Raw genomic sequence first — 15736 nt, 5'->3', positions numbered from 1 at the left:
GGTAGCGAGGTGAAAGAAACGTTAATACTCGCGCTGCGGTTGCCCCAAACGAGACGAACGCGCCGATTTTATCTTTTTAGCCGAAAAACTTAGCGCGTCGGACCGACTGCGTAGTTTCCGAGGGATCAAGCACCCGCCCGGCATGGCGTAGACCGTTTCGAGGTCATCGGATGACGTCGCGGTCGATGGCGCCGCGATGCCGATACCGGTGAGCTTGCGACGGAGGACGAGGCGATGATGGGCGACACGCAAGAGACGGGAACGGGGCGGCATGCCGTGTTCCTCTGCCATCCCGGCCCGGCCAGCTTCAACCATGCGATCGCCGACGCCTATTGCGCGGCGGTCCGCGCGGCCGGGCAGGATGTCGTGTTGCGCGACCTGTATGCGATCGGGTTCGACCCGGTGCTGAAGGCGGCGGAGCGGCCGACCAATGTCGCGGCGACCTACGGCCAGGACGTGCTCGACGAGATCGAGCATATCGCCGGGTGCGACGTGTTCGTGCTGATCTATCCGATCTGGTTCGGGACCCCGCCGGCGATGCTCAAGGGCTATGTCGAACGCGTGTTCGGGGCTGGCGTCCAGCCCGAAGCGCTGCAGGGGCGGGCGCGTACCAACCTGCTCGGCGGCAAGCGGCTGCTCAGTTTCTCGACCTCGGCCGCGAGCAAGATCTGGCTCGACGAACAGGGGCAGGGGCAGGGCCTGAACAGCGTCTTCGACCAGTATCTCGTCCACGCGTTCGGGATGCGATCGCAGGAGCATCGCCGGTTCGCGCATATCGTGCCGGGGCTCAGCGCGCGGTTCGCCGACCAGTATCTGCGCGATGTCGCCGCGCAGGCGCAGCGGACCTGCGCGCAGATCGCGTTCGGGGACGAGGCGCTGCTCGCCGACCCCGCACTCGTCACCCGGATGGCGCGTTGATCTTCCCGCATTTTCAAGCCCGCATCTTCAAGCCCGCATCTTTTAGGACGTTTCATGACCCGTATGATGCAAGCCGCCGTCGTCGAGGCATTCGGCAAACCCCTGACTCTGCGCGAATGGCCGGTGCCGAGCGCTGGGCCGGGGCAGATCGTCGTCAAGACCGAAGCGTGCGGGGTCTGCCACACCGACCTGCACGCGGCGCGTGGCGACTGGCCGGTCAAGCCGGTGCCGCCGTTCATTCCCGGCCATGAGGGGATCGGCATCGTCGTCGAGGTCGGCGCGGGCGTGACGATCGTCAAGCTCGGCGACCGGGTCGGCGTGCCGTGGCTCTATTCCGCGTGCGGCCACTGCGAATATTGCCTGTCCGCGTGGGAGACGGTGTGCGCCGAGGCGCAGTTCGGCGGCTACACGCGCAATGGCGGGTTCGCGGAGTATATCCTCGCCGATCCGAACTATGTAGCGCACATTCCCGCCGGATTGTCCGCGGTCGAGGCGGCGCCGATCATCTGCGCGGGCATCACGACCTACAAGGGCATCAAGGAAACGGGCGCACGACCGGGCGAGTGGATCGCGATCTCGGGTGTCGGCGGGCTGGGGCATCTGGCGGTGCAATATGCCAAGGCGATGGGGTTGCGCGTCGCCGCGGTCGACGTCGACGCGGGCAAGCTCGCGCATGCGGAATCCTTGGGCGCGGACCTGCTGATCGATGCCCGCGAGAAGGATGCGCTCGCCGCGCTCAAGGACGGCACTGGCGGCGGCGCGCACGGCGTCCTGATCACGGCGCCGTCGCTGGTCGCGTTCAACCAGGGCGTGGCGATGACCCGCCGGCGCGGGACGTGCGTGCTGGTCGGCCTGCCACCGGGCGACTTCCCGCTGCCGCTGTTCGACGTGGTCGCGAACTGCATCACCGTGCGCGGATCGTTCGTCGGCACGCGCAAGGACATGGCCGAGGCGCTCGCCTTTGCCGCCGACGGCAAGGTCAAGGCGGATATCGAATTGCAGCCCTTGTCGGCGATCAACGCCATCTTCGACCGCCTCGAACACGGCCAGGTCGCCTCGCGCGTCGTCCTCGATTTCGGAAGCCAGTCATGAACGATATCGCGACACGGTCGTCGGCCTTGGCGCCGAACACGACGCACCCCAAGACGCATCCGCTGTCCCCGGACATGCTGCGGCGGATGGACGCGTATTGGCGGGCGGCCAATTATCTCTCGGTCGGGCAGATCTATCTGCGCGACAACGCGTTGCTCGATCGGCCGCTGACGATTGCCGATGTGAAGCCTCGGCTGCTCGGCCATTGGGGCACCACGCCGGGGCTGAACTTCCTGTACGTCCATCTCAACCGGCTGATCGTCGAGCACGACCTCGACATGATCAACATCATCGGGCCGGGGCATGGCGGGCCGGGGCTGGTCGCGAATACCTATCTGGAGGGCTCGTATACCGAGCGCTATCCGGCGATCGAGCGGAGCCGCAGTGGGATGCACCGGCTGTTCCGGCAGTTCTCGTGGCCGGGTGGTATCCCGAGCCATGTCGCGCCCGAGACACCGGGATCGATTCACGAGGGCGGCGAGCTCGGCTATTCGCTCGCGCATGCTTACGGCGCTGCGTTCGACAATCCCGACCTGATCGTCGCGTGCGTTGTCGGCGACGGCGAGGCGGAGACCGGCGCGCTGGCGGCGAGCTGGCATTCGAACAAGTTCCTCAATCCCGCGCGCGACGGTGCGGTGCTGCCGATCCTGCATCTGAACGGCTTCAAGATCGCCAACCCGACGATCCTGGCGCGGATCGACGGGCATGAGCTGGACGCGTTGCTGCGCGGCTATGGGCATGAGCCCTATTATGTCGGCGGCAGCGATCCGGCGGCGGTCCACCAGCAACTCGCCGCCGCGCTCGACAAGGCGTTGGCGAAGATCCAGGCGATCCAGGCGGCGGCGCGGATCGAGGGCGTGACGCCCGAGCGTCCGCGCTGGCCGATGATCGTGTTCCGCACGCCGAAGGGCTGGACCGGGCCGAAGTTCGTCGACGGCAAGCCGGTCGAGGGCACGTGGCGCGCGCATCAGGTGCCGATCGCGGACTTCAAGGATTCCGAGCATCTGCGCCAGCTCGAGACGTGGATGCGGAGTTATCGGCCCGAGGAGCTGTTCGACGCGAACGGCAAGTTCCTGGAGGAATACGCATCGCTCGCGCCGACCGGGCATCGGCGGATGGGCGCGAACCCGCATGCCAATGGCGGCGAGCTGATGGTGTCTTTGTCGCTGCCCGATTTCCGCAGCTTTGCGGTGCCGGTGGACATACCGGGTAGGGTGAAGGCGGAGGCCACGCGGGTGCTCGGGCGGTATCTGCGCGACGTCATGAAGCTCAATCTGGCGAGCGTGAACTTCCGCCTGTTCGGGCCGGACGAAACCGCGTCGAACCGGCTGGCCGACGTGTACGACGTGTCGGGCAAGGTGTGGATGGCGGAGATCGAGGCAGTCGACGAGCATCTGAGCACCGATGGCCGGGTGATGGAGGTGCTGAGCGAGCATCTCTGCCAAGGGTGGCTGGAGGGCTATCTGCTGACCGGGCGGCATGGGCTGTTCTCGTGCTACGAGGCATTCGTCCACATCGTCGATTCGATGGTCAACCAGCATGCCAAGTGGCTGAAGACGACCAGGACGATCCCGTGGCGGCGGCCGATCGCCTCGCTCAATTACCTACTGACGTCGCATGTCTGGCGGCAGGATCATAACGGCCTGTCGCACCAGGATCCGGGGTTCATCGATCACGTCGCGAACAAGACCGCGGACGTCGCGCGGATCTATCTGCCGCCCGACGCGAACTGCCTGTTGTCGGTTGGCGATCACTGCCTGCGCAGCCGTGGCTATGTGAACGTGATCGTCGCGGGGAAGCAGCCCGAGTGGCAATGGCTAGGGATCGACGCGGCGGTGCGGCATTGCACCGCGGGCGCGGGGATCTGGGCGTGGGCGGGGGATGATCCCGACCCTGATGTGGTGATGGCGTGCGCGGGCGACGTACCGACGCTGGAGACGCTGGCGGCGGTGACGATGCTGCGTGCGTACGTGCCCGATATCCGCATCCGGGTGGTCAACGTGGTCGATCTGATGGTGTTGCAGCCGCGTTCCGAGCATTCGCACGGGCTGGACGAGCGCGAGTTCGACGCGCTGTTCACGCGCGACACGCCGGTAATTTTCGCGTTCCACGGCTATCCAGCGATGATCCACAAGCTGACCTATCGGCGGGCGAACCACGCGAATATCCATGTCCGCGGATACAAGGAGATGGGCACGACGACGACGCCGTTCGACATGGTCGTGCTGAACGATCTCGACCGCTATCGGCTGGCGCTCGATGCGATCGAGCGGATTCCGCGGTTCCAGGACCGGGTACCGCGCGAGACGGCGCGCTATTGGACGACGATGGAGCGACACAAGCTCTACATCGCCGAACAGGGTGACGATCTGCCGGAGGTGCGCGACTGGCAATGGTCGCGGTAGAGGAGGGCGCGGTAGTTCTGGCGCTCAACAGCGGGTCGTCGTCGCTGAAATACGGGTTGTACGCGGTCGATCCGGAGCCAGTCCTGATCGTTGGTGGGAAGATCGAAACGACGGACGATCACGGGCGCTTTTTCGATACGATCGAGACCGCGTTGAAGGGGGTGGCGACACCTACCGTGATCGGCCACCGGATCGTCCACGGTGGGTCGCATCGCAGCGCGCATTGTCGGATCGACGATGCGGTGATGGCGGACCTGGAGGCGGCGTGTGCGTTCGCGCCGCTGCATGGGCCGGCGTCATTGGCGCTGATCCGGGCGGCGGGGGCGCGCTATCCGGGCGTGCCGCAGGTCGCGTGTTTCGACACGGCGTTCCATGCGGGGATGCCGGACGTCGCGAGCACGCTGCCGATCCCGCGCGCGTATCGGGCGGGCGGGGTGCGGCGCTATGGCTTCCACGGGCTGTCCTGCGAGTCGATCGTCCGCCAGCTCGGCGACGACAGGCCCGCTCGGCTAGTGATCGCGCATCTTGGCAATGGCGCGAGCGTGACCGCGGTGCGCGATGGCGGCTCGATCGACACCAGCATGGGGCTGACCCCGTCCGGCGGCGTGATGATGGCGACGCGGACGGGCGATCTCGATCCTGGCGTGCTGCTGTATCTCCTGCGTGAGACTGGACTGGATGCCGCGGCCTTGGCGACGCTGGTCGATCACGCATCGGGGATGGCTGGGGTCTCCGGGCTGTCCGGCGACATGCGGGTCCTTCGCGCCGCCGCGACCGAGGACGCCGACCTCGCGCTCCGCATGTTCGAGCGGTCGGTGTGCAAGCAGGTCGCGGCGATGATCGTCTCGCTGGGCGGTGCCGACATGCTCGTGCTCACCGGCGGGATCGGCGAGAACGACGCGGCGACCGGTCGGGCGATCCGTGCGGGGCTTGCCTGGTTGCCCGGGCTCGACATCCGGATACTGCCCTCGCAGGAGGACGCGCAGATCGCGCTCCACGCCGCCGCAATCGCCTGACGACCTCCGCGAGGTACGTGCTTTCCGAGGCCCGACGGCTTCGCCCGCCCGCGCTATTGTCTTGATACGGATCAGCCCTTCGATACCCGCATCGTGCGGCGGCGAGGGCGGACCGGCGGGGACTTCGCCATGAACGCTATCCAGACCGAGATGCTCTATTTCCAGCGCCGCTTGGACGCGACGCGAGCGATGGCCGACGCCGCGGCGGGGCCTTGCGCGCGGAAGGCGCATGAGACGCTCGCGCGCTTGTATGGCGAGACGCTGGCGGCACTTGGCGCGACGCTGCCCTGCCTGATCGCCGAGCCGGTGGCTGGGATACGGCGGCGGGTGTTGCGGGTGGAGCGCGTGGTGACGCCGCCGACGCTGCGTAAGGCGACAGCTCGGCCTCGCCTCACGCTTAAGCTCGCCTGTTGAGGCGCCGATCGACGTGGAACAGGTGAAGGCCGGGGGTATCCCCCGGCCTTTCGTTTCAACCCTGAGCGTTCCAGCTAGACCAGTCGCGGTCGATCGAGGCGGCGATCGCGGTGAGGAGGGGGGCGTCGCCGGTGGTGCGGTCGAGGATGCGGTCGCCGTGGCGTTCGGCCGCGTGGACCAGCGCAGGCAAGGGTGGTCCGCTGTCGAGCAGGATCGCCTTCCCGCGCCAACCCGAGGCGCGCATCGCGCGGAGCGCGGCCATGCCGCCCCCTTCTGCGCCGCCGCCCTCTTCGTCGTCCCCCACGACATCGATGACGATACACGACACGTCGCGCGATCGCGGGTCGGCGAGCAGCGCGGCGCAGGTCGCGTAGGAGCGGACGTCGTAGCGTTCGGAGACCAGCATGATCTGGCGTGCGCGGCGGATTACCGGGTCGCCGTCGACCAGCGAAACGCCGATGCCGTCATGGGTGTAGGGAGGCTGGTCGGTCATCGGGCGGTCCTTTGTCCCGACCGTGGATGACACGCGTGCTGCGCCGCGTCTGTACGTAGAAGGCGCGGGTTGGGTGCGGGGCGTCAGGCGGGCTCGGCGGTCTCGCCCAACCCCGCCGCGAACGCGATGCGGAGGACGTCCGACAGGCTGCGTGCCGCCAGCTTCTCCATCAGATTGGCGCGGTGGACTTCGACGGTGCGGGTGGCGATGTCGAGGTCGTAGGCGATCAGCTTGTTCGGGCGTCCGAGCACCATGCCGTCGAGCACGTCGCGTTCGCGCGGGGTGAGCGCGGCGAGCCGGACGATGGCGTCGGCGGCGGCGAGGTGCTCGCGGTCGGATCGTGTGGCGTGGGCCAGCGCGGACTCGATCGCCGCCAGCAACGCGCTGCGCTCGAACGGCTTTTCGAGGAATTCGATCGCGCCCGCCTTGATCGCGCGGACCGCGAGTGTCACGTCGCCGTGGCCGGTCAGCATGATCACCGGCAGCGCGATGCCGGTCTGGGCGAGGCGAGACTGCACCTCGAACCCATCGAGATCGGGCATCCGCACGTCGAGCAGCACGCAACCCCGCGTCTCGCGCGTCACGGCCTTGAGGAAGTGCGTGCCGGCGGGATAGGTCTCGACCGCGTAGCCGGCCTTGCGCAGCAGGAAGCCGACCGACTGGCGGATCGCCTCGTCGTCGTCGACGATGTGCACCGTGCGGTTTTTGTCAGTCATGGGTTTCGCCTTCTGAGAGCGGGGCGAGGGGCACGGTGAAGTGGAAGGAGGTGCCGCCGGTGGCGACGCCCTCCGCCCAGATGCGGCCGCCATGCGCCTCGACGATCGTCCGGCAGATCGACAGGCCGAGGCCCATGCCGTCCTCCTTGGTGGTCGCGAACGCCTCGAACAGGCGCGCGCGGACTTCGCTGTCGATGCCGGTGCCGGTGTCGGCGACGGTGATCTGCATACAGCCCTCGCGTTCGGGGGCGGTGGCGATCGTCAGCACCTTTGCGGGCGAGCATGCCATCGACTGGATCGCGTTGCGGATCAGATTGACCAGCACCTGCTGGATCTGGATACGGTCGACCAGCACCGTGACGTCGCCCGGCGCGACGTGCCTGGTCACCGTGATGCCGGCCTCGTGCGCGCCGAGCAGTCCAAGGCTGGTCGCCTCCTCGACGAGCAGGTCGAGCCGTTCGTCGCGAAACCCGGTATCGCCGCCGTCGACGAACGCGCGCAGCCGCCGGACGATCGTCCCCGCGCGCAACGACTGCGCCGCCGCCAGATCCAGCGCCTCGGCTACGTCGGCCAACAGCGGATCGTCGCTGTCACCGATCATCGCGCGCGTGGCTTCGAGATAATTGGCGATCGCGGTCAGCGGCTGATTGATCTCGTGCGCCAGCGTCGACGCCATCGTTCCCATCGCGCTGACGCGGGAGACGTGGACGAGTTCGGACTGGAGTTCCTTCAGGCGCCGCTCGGTCGCGTGGCGATTGGTGAGGTCGCGGATGAAGCCGGTGAAGATCCGCTCGCCGCCGATCGACGCCTCGCCGACCGCCAGTTCGATCGGGAACGTCTCGCCCCCTTTGCGCATCGCGCGTTCGAGGCGGACGTTGCCGATCACGTGGCGCTCGCCGACGACGCGGTATTTGTGCAGGTGCGCGTCGTGGTCGCGCGCGATGGCGTGCGGCATCAGCATCTTGACGTTCTGTCCGACCACCTCGCTCGCCGCATAGCCGAAGACGAGCTCGGCGGCCGCGCTGAACGATGCGACGATGCCGTTGTCGTTCATCACGATCATCGCGTCGGGGACGGTGTTGAGGATCGAGCGCAGATGATGTTCGCGCCGGACGATCGCGGCCTCGGCGGCCTTTTCGTGCGTGATGTCGCGGATGACCTTGCCGAACCCACGCAGCGCGCCGGCCTCGTCGTGCAGCGCGGTGATGGTGACAGCGGCGAGAAACTCGGAGCCGTCCTTGCGCACCCGCCAGCTCTCTTCCTCGATCCGGCCGCAGGCATGCGCGCGGGCAAGGTCGGCCTCGGGCTTGCCCGCCGCGATATCGTCGGCGGGGTAGAAGATCGCGACGTCGCGGCCGATGATCTCCGCCTCGGCCCAGCCCTTGATCCGCTCGGCGCCGCGGTTCCAGATCGTCACGCGGCCCTGCGGATCGAGCATGTAGATCGCATAGGTCGTCGCGCCGTCGATCAGCAGCCCCAGTTCCTCCGCCAGCGTCGCATCGCCGCGCGCGACGGATGCGGCAGTGCCGTCGGGGGATTGCGACGCGATCATGCGGGCGGTGCGGTTGCTCGTGGCACGAATCGGCAAGTCATTGAGACGGGGGCCTTGTCCTGCGGACGATTCCGATCCGTCGGGCGTCGAGGTTTCGACCTCCGACATCGGAATATGACCCATGTTAAGCGAAATACTCACTATACGCCAATAATCCTTCGATAATCGTGATTGCGGACAATAATGTCCCGCCGATCGCTATTCTTGGGTTCGCCGCTGCGAGCGGCCCCAGATACTTGCCACTCCCGGTCATGGCTCAGTGCGACAACAGGGTGCAGCGCCGGTCGCGCAGCAACAGGTCGCGGGTGACGCCGCCGAACGCCCATTCGCGGATCCGGCTATGGCCGTAGGCGCCCGCGACGACGAGATCGGCCTCGACCTCGTCGGCGACTGCGGCGAGCGTGTCGATGCTGGTGCCCTTCATCCGCGCGACGATCTTGTCCGCGTCGATGCCGTGGCGTGCGAGCCAGGCGGCGGCATCGGCGACCGGCGCCCGTGCGTCGATCGCGTCGATCGCGACCTCGGCGATGACGACGCGGTCGGCGGCGTGGAGCATCGGCAGCCCATCGCTGATCGCGCGGCGGCATTCGCGGGTGTCGGTCCAGGCGACCATGACGGTTTCGAAGGTCGCGGTGGCGGCGCCGTCGGGAACGACCAGCACCGGGCGGCCTGCGCGCAGGATCAGTTCCCCGGTATCGGCATGCGTCGCGAGGTCGGCGAACCCTGGCCCTGCGCTGGTGATGACGAGATCGGCGGCGCGCGCATGCTCGGCCACGACGTGCGCGATGTTGGCGAGCGTCGGAATCGAGCGCCATTCGAGCGTATGCCGCGCGAGTCGTTCATGCGCGTGGAACTCGGTCTTGGCGCGGGCGAGTTCGCTGGCGACGATATCGCGCTCGATCACCGCATATTCGCCGCCGAGATAGCCGTCGCACGTGCCGATCTGGACCGGCTGGCACGCGGCGATGCCGATCACCGCGGCGTCGTATCGGTCGGCGAGCGTGGCCGCGACGTCGAGCAGGGCGGCGTTGGGACGCCCGCCATCGAGATGCACCATCAGGGTCGAATAGGTCATGCGCGGTCTCCCTCTTTCGCCGAACTTTCGGCGTTCTGGGGGATACGGGAAAGGATCGGGAATTACGCAGGGGCGTGGCATGCGTAGTTCCCGACCCTGGCCGCGATCGGCCGCATCGATAGGTTCGCGATCACCGGCCGGGCCTCCCCGCGTCGCTTCAGGAGAGTGTCATGTCCCACGACGCAAGATTGCAGAAGGCCGTACTCGCCGAACTCAACTGGGATCCGAGCGTGCCCGCCGGGCATATCGGCGTCACCGCGAACAACGGCGTCGTGACGCTGAGCGGTCACGCCGGCAGCTACGCGGCGAAATACGCCGCCGAACGGGCCGCGGCGCGTGTCGACGGCGTCAAGGCGGTCGCGGAAAAGATCGAAGTCCAGCTGGAGGAACGCTTCAAGCGTGGCGACGAGGCGATCGCCAGCGCGATCGTCGAGCGGCTGTCCTGGGACACGACGATCCCGGCCGACTGCATCAAGGCGCAGGTCGAGGACGGCTGGGTCAGCCTGCGCGGCGAAGTGCGCTGGCATTTCCAGAAGGATGCGGCCGAGGCGGCTGTTCGGCCGCTCGCGGGCGTGGTCGGCGTGGTCAACCACATCACGCTGAAGCCGCGCGTCGACGTCACCGATGTCAGCAACGACATCCGCACCGCGCTGCACCGCTCATGGTTCTTCGATGGCGACACGATCAAGGTGTCGGTCGACGGTGGCACGGTGCGGCTCACCGGATCGGTCGATTCGCCGCATGACCGGATGGTCGCCGAACGGACCGCCTGGGCGGCGCCGGGCGCGGTGAAGGTCGAGAACATGCTCGAAATCGCGTGATGGCTCGCGCGATCTCCAGCCACGGCGCCAGCGACGGCGCCAGCGACGGGGAGCGTCATGTCGTCGACCGGATCGGCTGGCTTCGCGCGGCGGTGCTCGGCGCCAATGACGGGATCGTGTCGACCGCGAGCCTGATCATCGGCGTCGCGGCGGCGTCCGCGCCGGGTGCGGACCAGACGAGCGCTATCGTCATCGCGGGGACGGCGGGGCTGGTCGCCGGCGCGATGTCGATGGCGGCGGGCGAGTATGTCTCGGTCAGCGCGCAGGCGGATACCGAGAATGCCGAACTCGCGCGGGAACGGCGCGAGCTGGTCGACGATCCAGGCGGCGAACTGGCCGAACTGGCGGCGATCTACGTCGCGCGCGGGGTGGACCAGGCCACCGCAACGACGGTCGCGGCGCAGTTGATGGCGAAGGATGCGCTTGGCGCGCACGCCCGCGACGAACTCGACATTCCACTTGGGGCACGCGCGCGGCCGGTGCAGGCGGCGTTCGCGTCCGCGGCGAGCTTCACGGTCGGCGCGGCGCTGCCGTTGCTGACTGTGTTCGTGGTGTCGCCGGGGCTGCTCGTTTGGGCGGTGGGGATCGGCTCGCTGCTGTTCCTGGCGCTGCTCGGCGCGATCGGCGCGAGGACCGGCGGCGCGATCGTCTGGCGCGGCACGGTCCGCGTCACCTTCTGGGGGGCGTTCGCGATGGCGGCGACCGCGGCGATCGGGAAGCTCATCGGCGGCGCGGTGTGATGGCAGTCAGGCGGACGGCTAAACGATCCTCTCCCGCAAGGGGGAGGTGGCTGGCTCTTGCCAGACGGAGGGGCGGACACGGAACAGGCGTTATCCCTTTCCTCCCCCTCCGTCAGGCTGCGCCTGCCACCTCCCCCTTGCGGGGGAGGATCGTGACGATCCGATGCGTAGTTTCCGATGGTGATGCGGGCGCGGCGCGAGCGGTAGCGTCTGGTCGACCGCCTTTTCGGCGACACCTCTACGATCGGAACCCACCATGACGACGCGCCGCCTGACGTGCAGCCTCGCGCTCGCCCTCCTTTTCGCGACCACGGCTTCGGCGCAAACGCCGTCGAGCGTCGACGGCCGGATCGAGCAACTCAAGCCCGGCGAATATCTCTGGGCACCCGAGATCGCGCCCGCCGGACCGGTGACGGTGATCGTCAGCCTCGCCACGCAAAAGGCCTATGCCTATCGCAACGGCGTGGCGATCGGGGTTTCGACCGTGTCGACCGGCAGCGATGGCCATGCGACGCCGACCGGGGTCTTCACCGTGCTCCAGAAGGACGTGGATCACGTATCGAACCTCTACAAGGACGCAGCGATGCCGTTCATGCAGCGGCTGACCTGGGGCGGGATCGCGATGCATGCGGGCAATCTGCCGGGCTATCCGGCGTCGCATGGCTGCATCCGCCTGCCGCCTGCGTTCGCCAAACTGCTGTTCGGGATCACCCGGCTCGGGATCACCGTCGTCATCACGCAGGACGCGCGCGTTCCGGTGGTGGCCGCCAAGCCGGGCATGCTGACGTCGGCAGGATCGGCGGGCGGGGACTTCGTGTGGAACCCGGCGCTGTCGCCCAAGGGGCCGGTCTCGATCGTGATCAGCGGGCGGGACAAACGCGTGGTCGTGCTGCGCAACGGGATCGAGATCGGCTCCGGCGCGATCGCGTTCGATGCGCCGATCGAGCGGACGGCCGCGTTCACGCTGCAATCGATCGATGCGGACGGCGAGCATTGGTTGCGGCTGCCGCTGCCCGGCGATCCGAGAACCGGCGAACTGACCGCGGAGGATCGCGCCAAGGGGCATCTGGCGGAGGGGTTCCGCGCCGCGCTGGCGACCGTGACGACGCCTGGTACGACGCTGCTGGTGACGCGCGAGACGTTGGCGAGCGCCGGCACCGGTACCCCCGTGACGATCATCGAAGCGACCGGCCAGTGATCGCCGAGCGCCCGATCGACCAGCGGCACGACCAGCCACTCGCCCCGCGGGCATGGCATGCGACGCCCGCCGCACGCGTGATGGCGCTGCTCGATACCAGCGCAGAGGGACTGAACACGAAGGACGCCGCCGCGCGCCTGCTTCGGGACGGGCCGAACGAACTTGCGCCACCGCCGGCGCCCTCGACGCTGCTGCTGTTCGCGCGGCAGTTCAACAGTCCGCTGATCTACCTGTTGATCGCGGCGGCGGCGATCTCGCTCGGGCTCGGCCACCGCACCGATGCGGGGTTCATCGGTGTCGTCCTGCTCGTCAACGCGGCGATCGGCACGGTGCAGGAGAGCAAGGCGGCGGACAGCCTCGCCGCGCTCGGCCGGATGATCGGCCAGACCGCGACCGTCCTGCGCGGCGGCGCGGTATCGGTGGTCGACGCGCGCGCGATCGTCGTCGGCGATGTCGTCGCGCTGGAGAGCGGGATGGCCGTGCCCGCGGATATCCGCCTGTCGTCGAGCAGCGCGCTGCGCGTCGACCAGTCGACCTTCACCGGTGAATCTGTGGCGGTCGCGAAGGACCAGACGGCGGTGTTGCCCGACAGTATCCCGCCCGGCGAGCGCACGACGATGGTGCTGGCCGGCACGATGATCGAGCAGGGGCGTGGTACCGGCGTCGTCGTCGCGACCGGAGCGGATACCGCGCTGGGTGCGATCGACGCGTCGTTGCGGACCGCGAAGGCAACGCCGCCACCGCTCGTCGTCCGGCTCGACCGACTGGCGCGGCAGATCAGCATCGCGACGATCGTGCTGATCATCCCGTTCGCGCTCGTCCTGGTGATGCAGGGGCGGCCGGGCGACCAGATCCTGCTGCTCGCGGTAGCGCTGGCGGTGTCGGCGATCCCCGAAGGCCTGTCCATCGCGGTGACCGTCGCGCTGGCGGCGGGGACCCGGCGGATGGCGGCGCGGAAGGTGATCGTCCGCTCGCTGCCCGCGGTCGAGGGACTGGGCGCGTGCACGATCATCGCCAGCGACAAGACGGGCACGCTGACGCGGAATATCCTCTCGGTGGAGAAGATACTGCTCGCCGACGGACGGGTTTTCGCGAGCGCAGACTGGCCTGCGGACAGTCTGGCGGAGATGCGCCGCGCCGCTGCGCTGTGCAACGAGGCATCGATCGGCCCCGACGGTACGCCGGTTGGGGATTCGGTCGACGTCGCGTTGCTGCGGTTCGCGGGCGATGGCGGCGAGGATTTGGCCGCGCTGCATGCGGTCAAGCGGACCGCGGCGCTGCCTTACGAACCGGTCCGCAAATTCTCGACCGTCGCGGTGGCCGACGGGCAGGGCGTCCGCGTGTTCGCCAAGGGTGCGCCCGAGATCATCCGGCAGATGTGTCGTACGATCGACCCCGGCGCGTTCGCCGCCGCGCTGGCGATGGCCGACGAAGGCTATCGCGTTATCGCAGTCGCCGCGTCGGCGGGCGCGACGACCACCGATCCGACCGCGCCGACCGATCTCGTGCTGCTCGGCTGGATCGGGCTGATCGACCCGGTCCGTCCCGAAGTTCCCGCCGCGGTCGCGCGCTGTGCCGAGGCGGGGATCGGCGTGCGGATGGTCACCGGCGATCATCCCGGCACGGCCCTGACGATCGCCCGCGGGCTCGGGCTCGAGGTCACCGAGGAGCAGGTCGTCACCGGCGCGCAGATGACCGATCTCGCGGGCCAGCCCGAGCAACTCGCCGCGCTGGTGCTCGGCGGCCGCGTGTTCGCGCGGATCGAGCCGGTGCAGAAGCTCGAGATCGTCCGCATCCTGGCCGCTAGCGGTGAACTGGTTGCGGTCACCGGCGACGGCGTCAACGATGCGCCCGCACTCCAGGCTGCGCATATCGGCGTGGCGATGGGCGTCGCCGGCACCGACGTCGCGCGCGGCGCCGCCGACCTCGTGCTCGCCGACGACAATTTCGCGTCGATCGTCGCCGGGGTCGAGGAGGGGCGCGTGACCTATGCCAACGTCCGGCGGATCGTCATCATTCTGCTCGCCACCGGGATCGCCGAGATCGGCATGTTCATCGGCGCGGTGATGCTCGGCCTGCCGATGCCGCTGACCGCGGTGCAGCTGTTGTGGCTCAATCTCGTCACCAACGGCGCGCAGGACGTGATGCTCGGCTTCGGCCGCGGCGAGGGCGACGAACTGCGCCAGCCGCCACGTCCGCCGAGCGCGCCGATCCTCGACCGGAGCGCGATCGCGCTGATGATCCCGCCCGCGCTGTTGATGACTGGGCTCGCGCTGTATCTCGTGGCGGGCATGCAGCGTGAGGGGCGCCCGCTTGCCGAGATCCAGAACGCAGTGCTGCTGATGACCGTGCTGTTCCAGAACGTCTACGTACTGTGCATGCGCAGCGAGCGGCGCTCGATCTTGCGCGAGCCGGTATTGTCGAACGCGTGGCTGTTGCTGGGCGTCGGTATCGCGCTGGCGTTGCAGGCGACCGCGATGCTGTGGCCGCCGCTCGGCGGGGTGCTCGGCACGTCGCCCGTGACGGCGGGAACGCTCCGCTTCTGCCTCGTCGCGACGGTCGCGACCGTGATCGTGACCGAGGCAACGAAGTGGACCGTCGCGCGCGTCAGGCGGCTGGCGGCGTCAGGGTCATCCTGAGGACCATCGAGGCTGGATCGCCCGGACAGGCCGATGCAATCCAGCCGCGCTCGCGCTCGAGGTCGATCGCCTGATGATTGTCGCGGCTTTCGATCGATTCCAGCGTCTGGATCCCCTTCGCCCGCGCGAACGCCGCGACGTGATCGAGCAGCGTCCAGCTGATCCCGAGCCTCTTATAGTCGGTCCGGATCGCCAGCGCTACTTCGGCGCGGCTGAGCGTGTCGTCCGCCGCCAGCATCGCCGTCGCGATCATGCGCCCGCTGGCGATGTCGAAGGCGAGGAAATTCTCGACATGCTCGTGATCGACCGTGACCAGCGCCTTCAGCTGGTCATGCCCGACCTTGTGGATCGCACTGAGAAACCGAAACCGCAGATCGTCGCGGTCGACGTGCCGAAACAGCTCTCCCAATTCGGCTTCGTCGGACGGTGCCGCGGGCCGGACACGGAAGACATAGCCGTTCCGCGTCGTCAGGTCGGCGCTCGACGCCGTCGTCCCGGAGGTGGCGCGACGATCCGCGAGGGTGAGTTCGACCATGGCGTGGAGCCCTTTTTGCGAGTGCATGTTCCGACAGCCGGAACACGCACTCGCCTAGCGGGAACACGGATGGCGCCCCAGCATCGGAAACCACGTAGCGTCGCGGGGCCGGGCGGACCGGC

General features: G+C 68.3%; 14 protein-coding genes. 9 read left to right on the top strand and 5 right to left on the bottom strand.

What is annotated here, in order from left to right; all coding sequences use genetic code 11:
- Positions 1 to 237: 237 nt before the first annotated feature.
- The 5 genes from H8S47_RS05935 (at position 238) to H8S47_RS05915 (ending at position 5845) form a co-directional block, all read left to right on the top strand.
- On the top strand, positions 238 to 918 hold the full coding sequence (locus tag H8S47_RS05935; protein WP_187502999.1) for an NAD(P)H-dependent oxidoreductase: 681 nt from the start codon (positions 238 to 240) through the stop codon (positions 916 to 918).
- A 54-nt stretch (positions 919 to 972) separates the two neighbouring features.
- Positions 973 to 2010, top strand: coding sequence for an alcohol dehydrogenase AdhP (gene adhP / locus H8S47_RS05930; protein ID WP_187502998.1), 1038 nt, complete (start codon positions 973 to 975; stop codon positions 2008 to 2010).
- Between the two features lie 74 nt (positions 2011 to 2084).
- Complete coding sequence (locus H8S47_RS05925) at positions 2085 to 4415, top strand: phosphoketolase family protein (protein ID WP_235982635.1); 2331 nt, start codon at positions 2085 to 2087, stop codon at positions 4413 to 4415.
- The gene (locus tag H8S47_RS05920; protein ID WP_187502996.1) at positions 4403 to 5431 is read left to right on the top strand and encodes an acetate/propionate family kinase; all 1029 of its coding nucleotides are present in this window, start codon (positions 4403 to 4405) and stop codon (positions 5429 to 5431) included. The genes H8S47_RS05925 and H8S47_RS05920 overlap by 13 nt, the downstream gene beginning before the upstream one ends.
- A 129-nt stretch (positions 5432 to 5560) precedes the next feature.
- Positions 5561 to 5845: a hypothetical protein gene (locus tag H8S47_RS05915; RefSeq protein ID WP_187502995.1), complete on the top strand. Its 285-nt coding sequence runs from the start codon at positions 5561 to 5563 to the stop codon at positions 5843 to 5845.
- 55 nt (positions 5846 to 5900) lie between these two features.
- Here H8S47_RS05915 and H8S47_RS05910 read toward each other — a convergent pair whose 3' ends face one another.
- The 4 genes from H8S47_RS05910 to H8S47_RS05895 all read right to left on the bottom strand — a co-directional run bounded on the left by H8S47_RS05910 (position 5901) and on the right by H8S47_RS05895 (position 9681).
- Positions 5901 to 6338 (bottom strand): response regulator transcription factor, encoded by a 438-nt coding sequence (locus H8S47_RS05910; protein WP_187502994.1) that lies wholly within the window; start codon positions 6336 to 6338, stop codon positions 5901 to 5903.
- Positions 6339 to 6421: 83 nt separating this feature from the next.
- On the bottom strand, positions 6422 to 7054 hold the full coding sequence (locus H8S47_RS05905) for a response regulator transcription factor (RefSeq protein ID WP_187502993.1): 633 nt from the start codon (positions 7052 to 7054) through the stop codon (positions 6422 to 6424).
- Positions 7047 to 8606: a PAS domain-containing sensor histidine kinase gene (locus H8S47_RS05900; RefSeq protein WP_187502992.1), complete on the bottom strand. Its 1560-nt coding sequence runs from the start codon at positions 8604 to 8606 to the stop codon at positions 7047 to 7049. The genes H8S47_RS05905 and H8S47_RS05900 overlap by 8 nt, the downstream gene beginning before the upstream one ends.
- 256 nt (positions 8607 to 8862) lie before the next feature.
- Positions 8863 to 9681, bottom strand: coding sequence for a universal stress protein (locus tag H8S47_RS05895; RefSeq protein WP_187502991.1), 819 nt, complete (start codon positions 9679 to 9681; stop codon positions 8863 to 8865).
- A gap of 170 nt (positions 9682 to 9851) precedes the next feature.
- Here H8S47_RS05895 and H8S47_RS05890 point away from each other — a divergent pair, with 170 nt between their 5' ends.
- The 4 genes from H8S47_RS05890 to H8S47_RS05875 all read left to right on the top strand — a co-directional run bounded on the left by H8S47_RS05890 (position 9852) and on the right by H8S47_RS05875 (position 15079).
- The gene (locus H8S47_RS05890; protein ID WP_187502990.1) at positions 9852 to 10502 is read left to right on the top strand and encodes a BON domain-containing protein; all 651 of its coding nucleotides are present in this window, start codon (positions 9852 to 9854) and stop codon (positions 10500 to 10502) included.
- Positions 10502 to 11242 (top strand): VIT1/CCC1 transporter family protein, encoded by a 741-nt coding sequence (locus H8S47_RS05885; RefSeq protein WP_187502989.1) that lies wholly within the window; start codon positions 10502 to 10504, stop codon positions 11240 to 11242. Before H8S47_RS05890 ends, H8S47_RS05885 begins: the two co-directional genes overlap by 1 nt.
- 256 nt (positions 11243 to 11498) lie before the next feature.
- The gene (locus H8S47_RS05880; protein ID WP_187502988.1) at positions 11499 to 12440 is read left to right on the top strand and encodes a L,D-transpeptidase; all 942 of its coding nucleotides are present in this window, start codon (positions 11499 to 11501) and stop codon (positions 12438 to 12440) included.
- Positions 12437 to 15079: a cation-translocating P-type ATPase gene (locus H8S47_RS05875; protein ID WP_187502987.1), complete on the top strand. Its 2643-nt coding sequence runs from the start codon at positions 12437 to 12439 to the stop codon at positions 15077 to 15079. Before H8S47_RS05880 ends, H8S47_RS05875 begins: the two co-directional genes overlap by 4 nt.
- Here the strand turns inward: H8S47_RS05875 and H8S47_RS05870 are convergent.
- The gene (locus H8S47_RS05870) at positions 15048 to 15614 is read right to left on the bottom strand and encodes a GNAT family N-acetyltransferase (RefSeq protein ID WP_187502986.1); all 567 of its coding nucleotides are present in this window, start codon (positions 15612 to 15614) and stop codon (positions 15048 to 15050) included. The two genes, H8S47_RS05875 and H8S47_RS05870, sit on opposite strands and share 32 nt — an antisense overlap.
- Between the last annotated feature and the right edge of the window lie 122 nt (positions 15615 to 15736).

The sequence above is a fragment of the Sphingomonas albertensis genome (genome assembly GCF_014358075.1).
Classification (GTDB): domain Bacteria; phylum Pseudomonadota; class Alphaproteobacteria; order Sphingomonadales; family Sphingomonadaceae; genus Sphingomonas; species Sphingomonas albertensis.
Note: the sequence above shows the minus strand (reverse complement) of the source record. Positions and strands in the feature narration are given on the sequence as shown.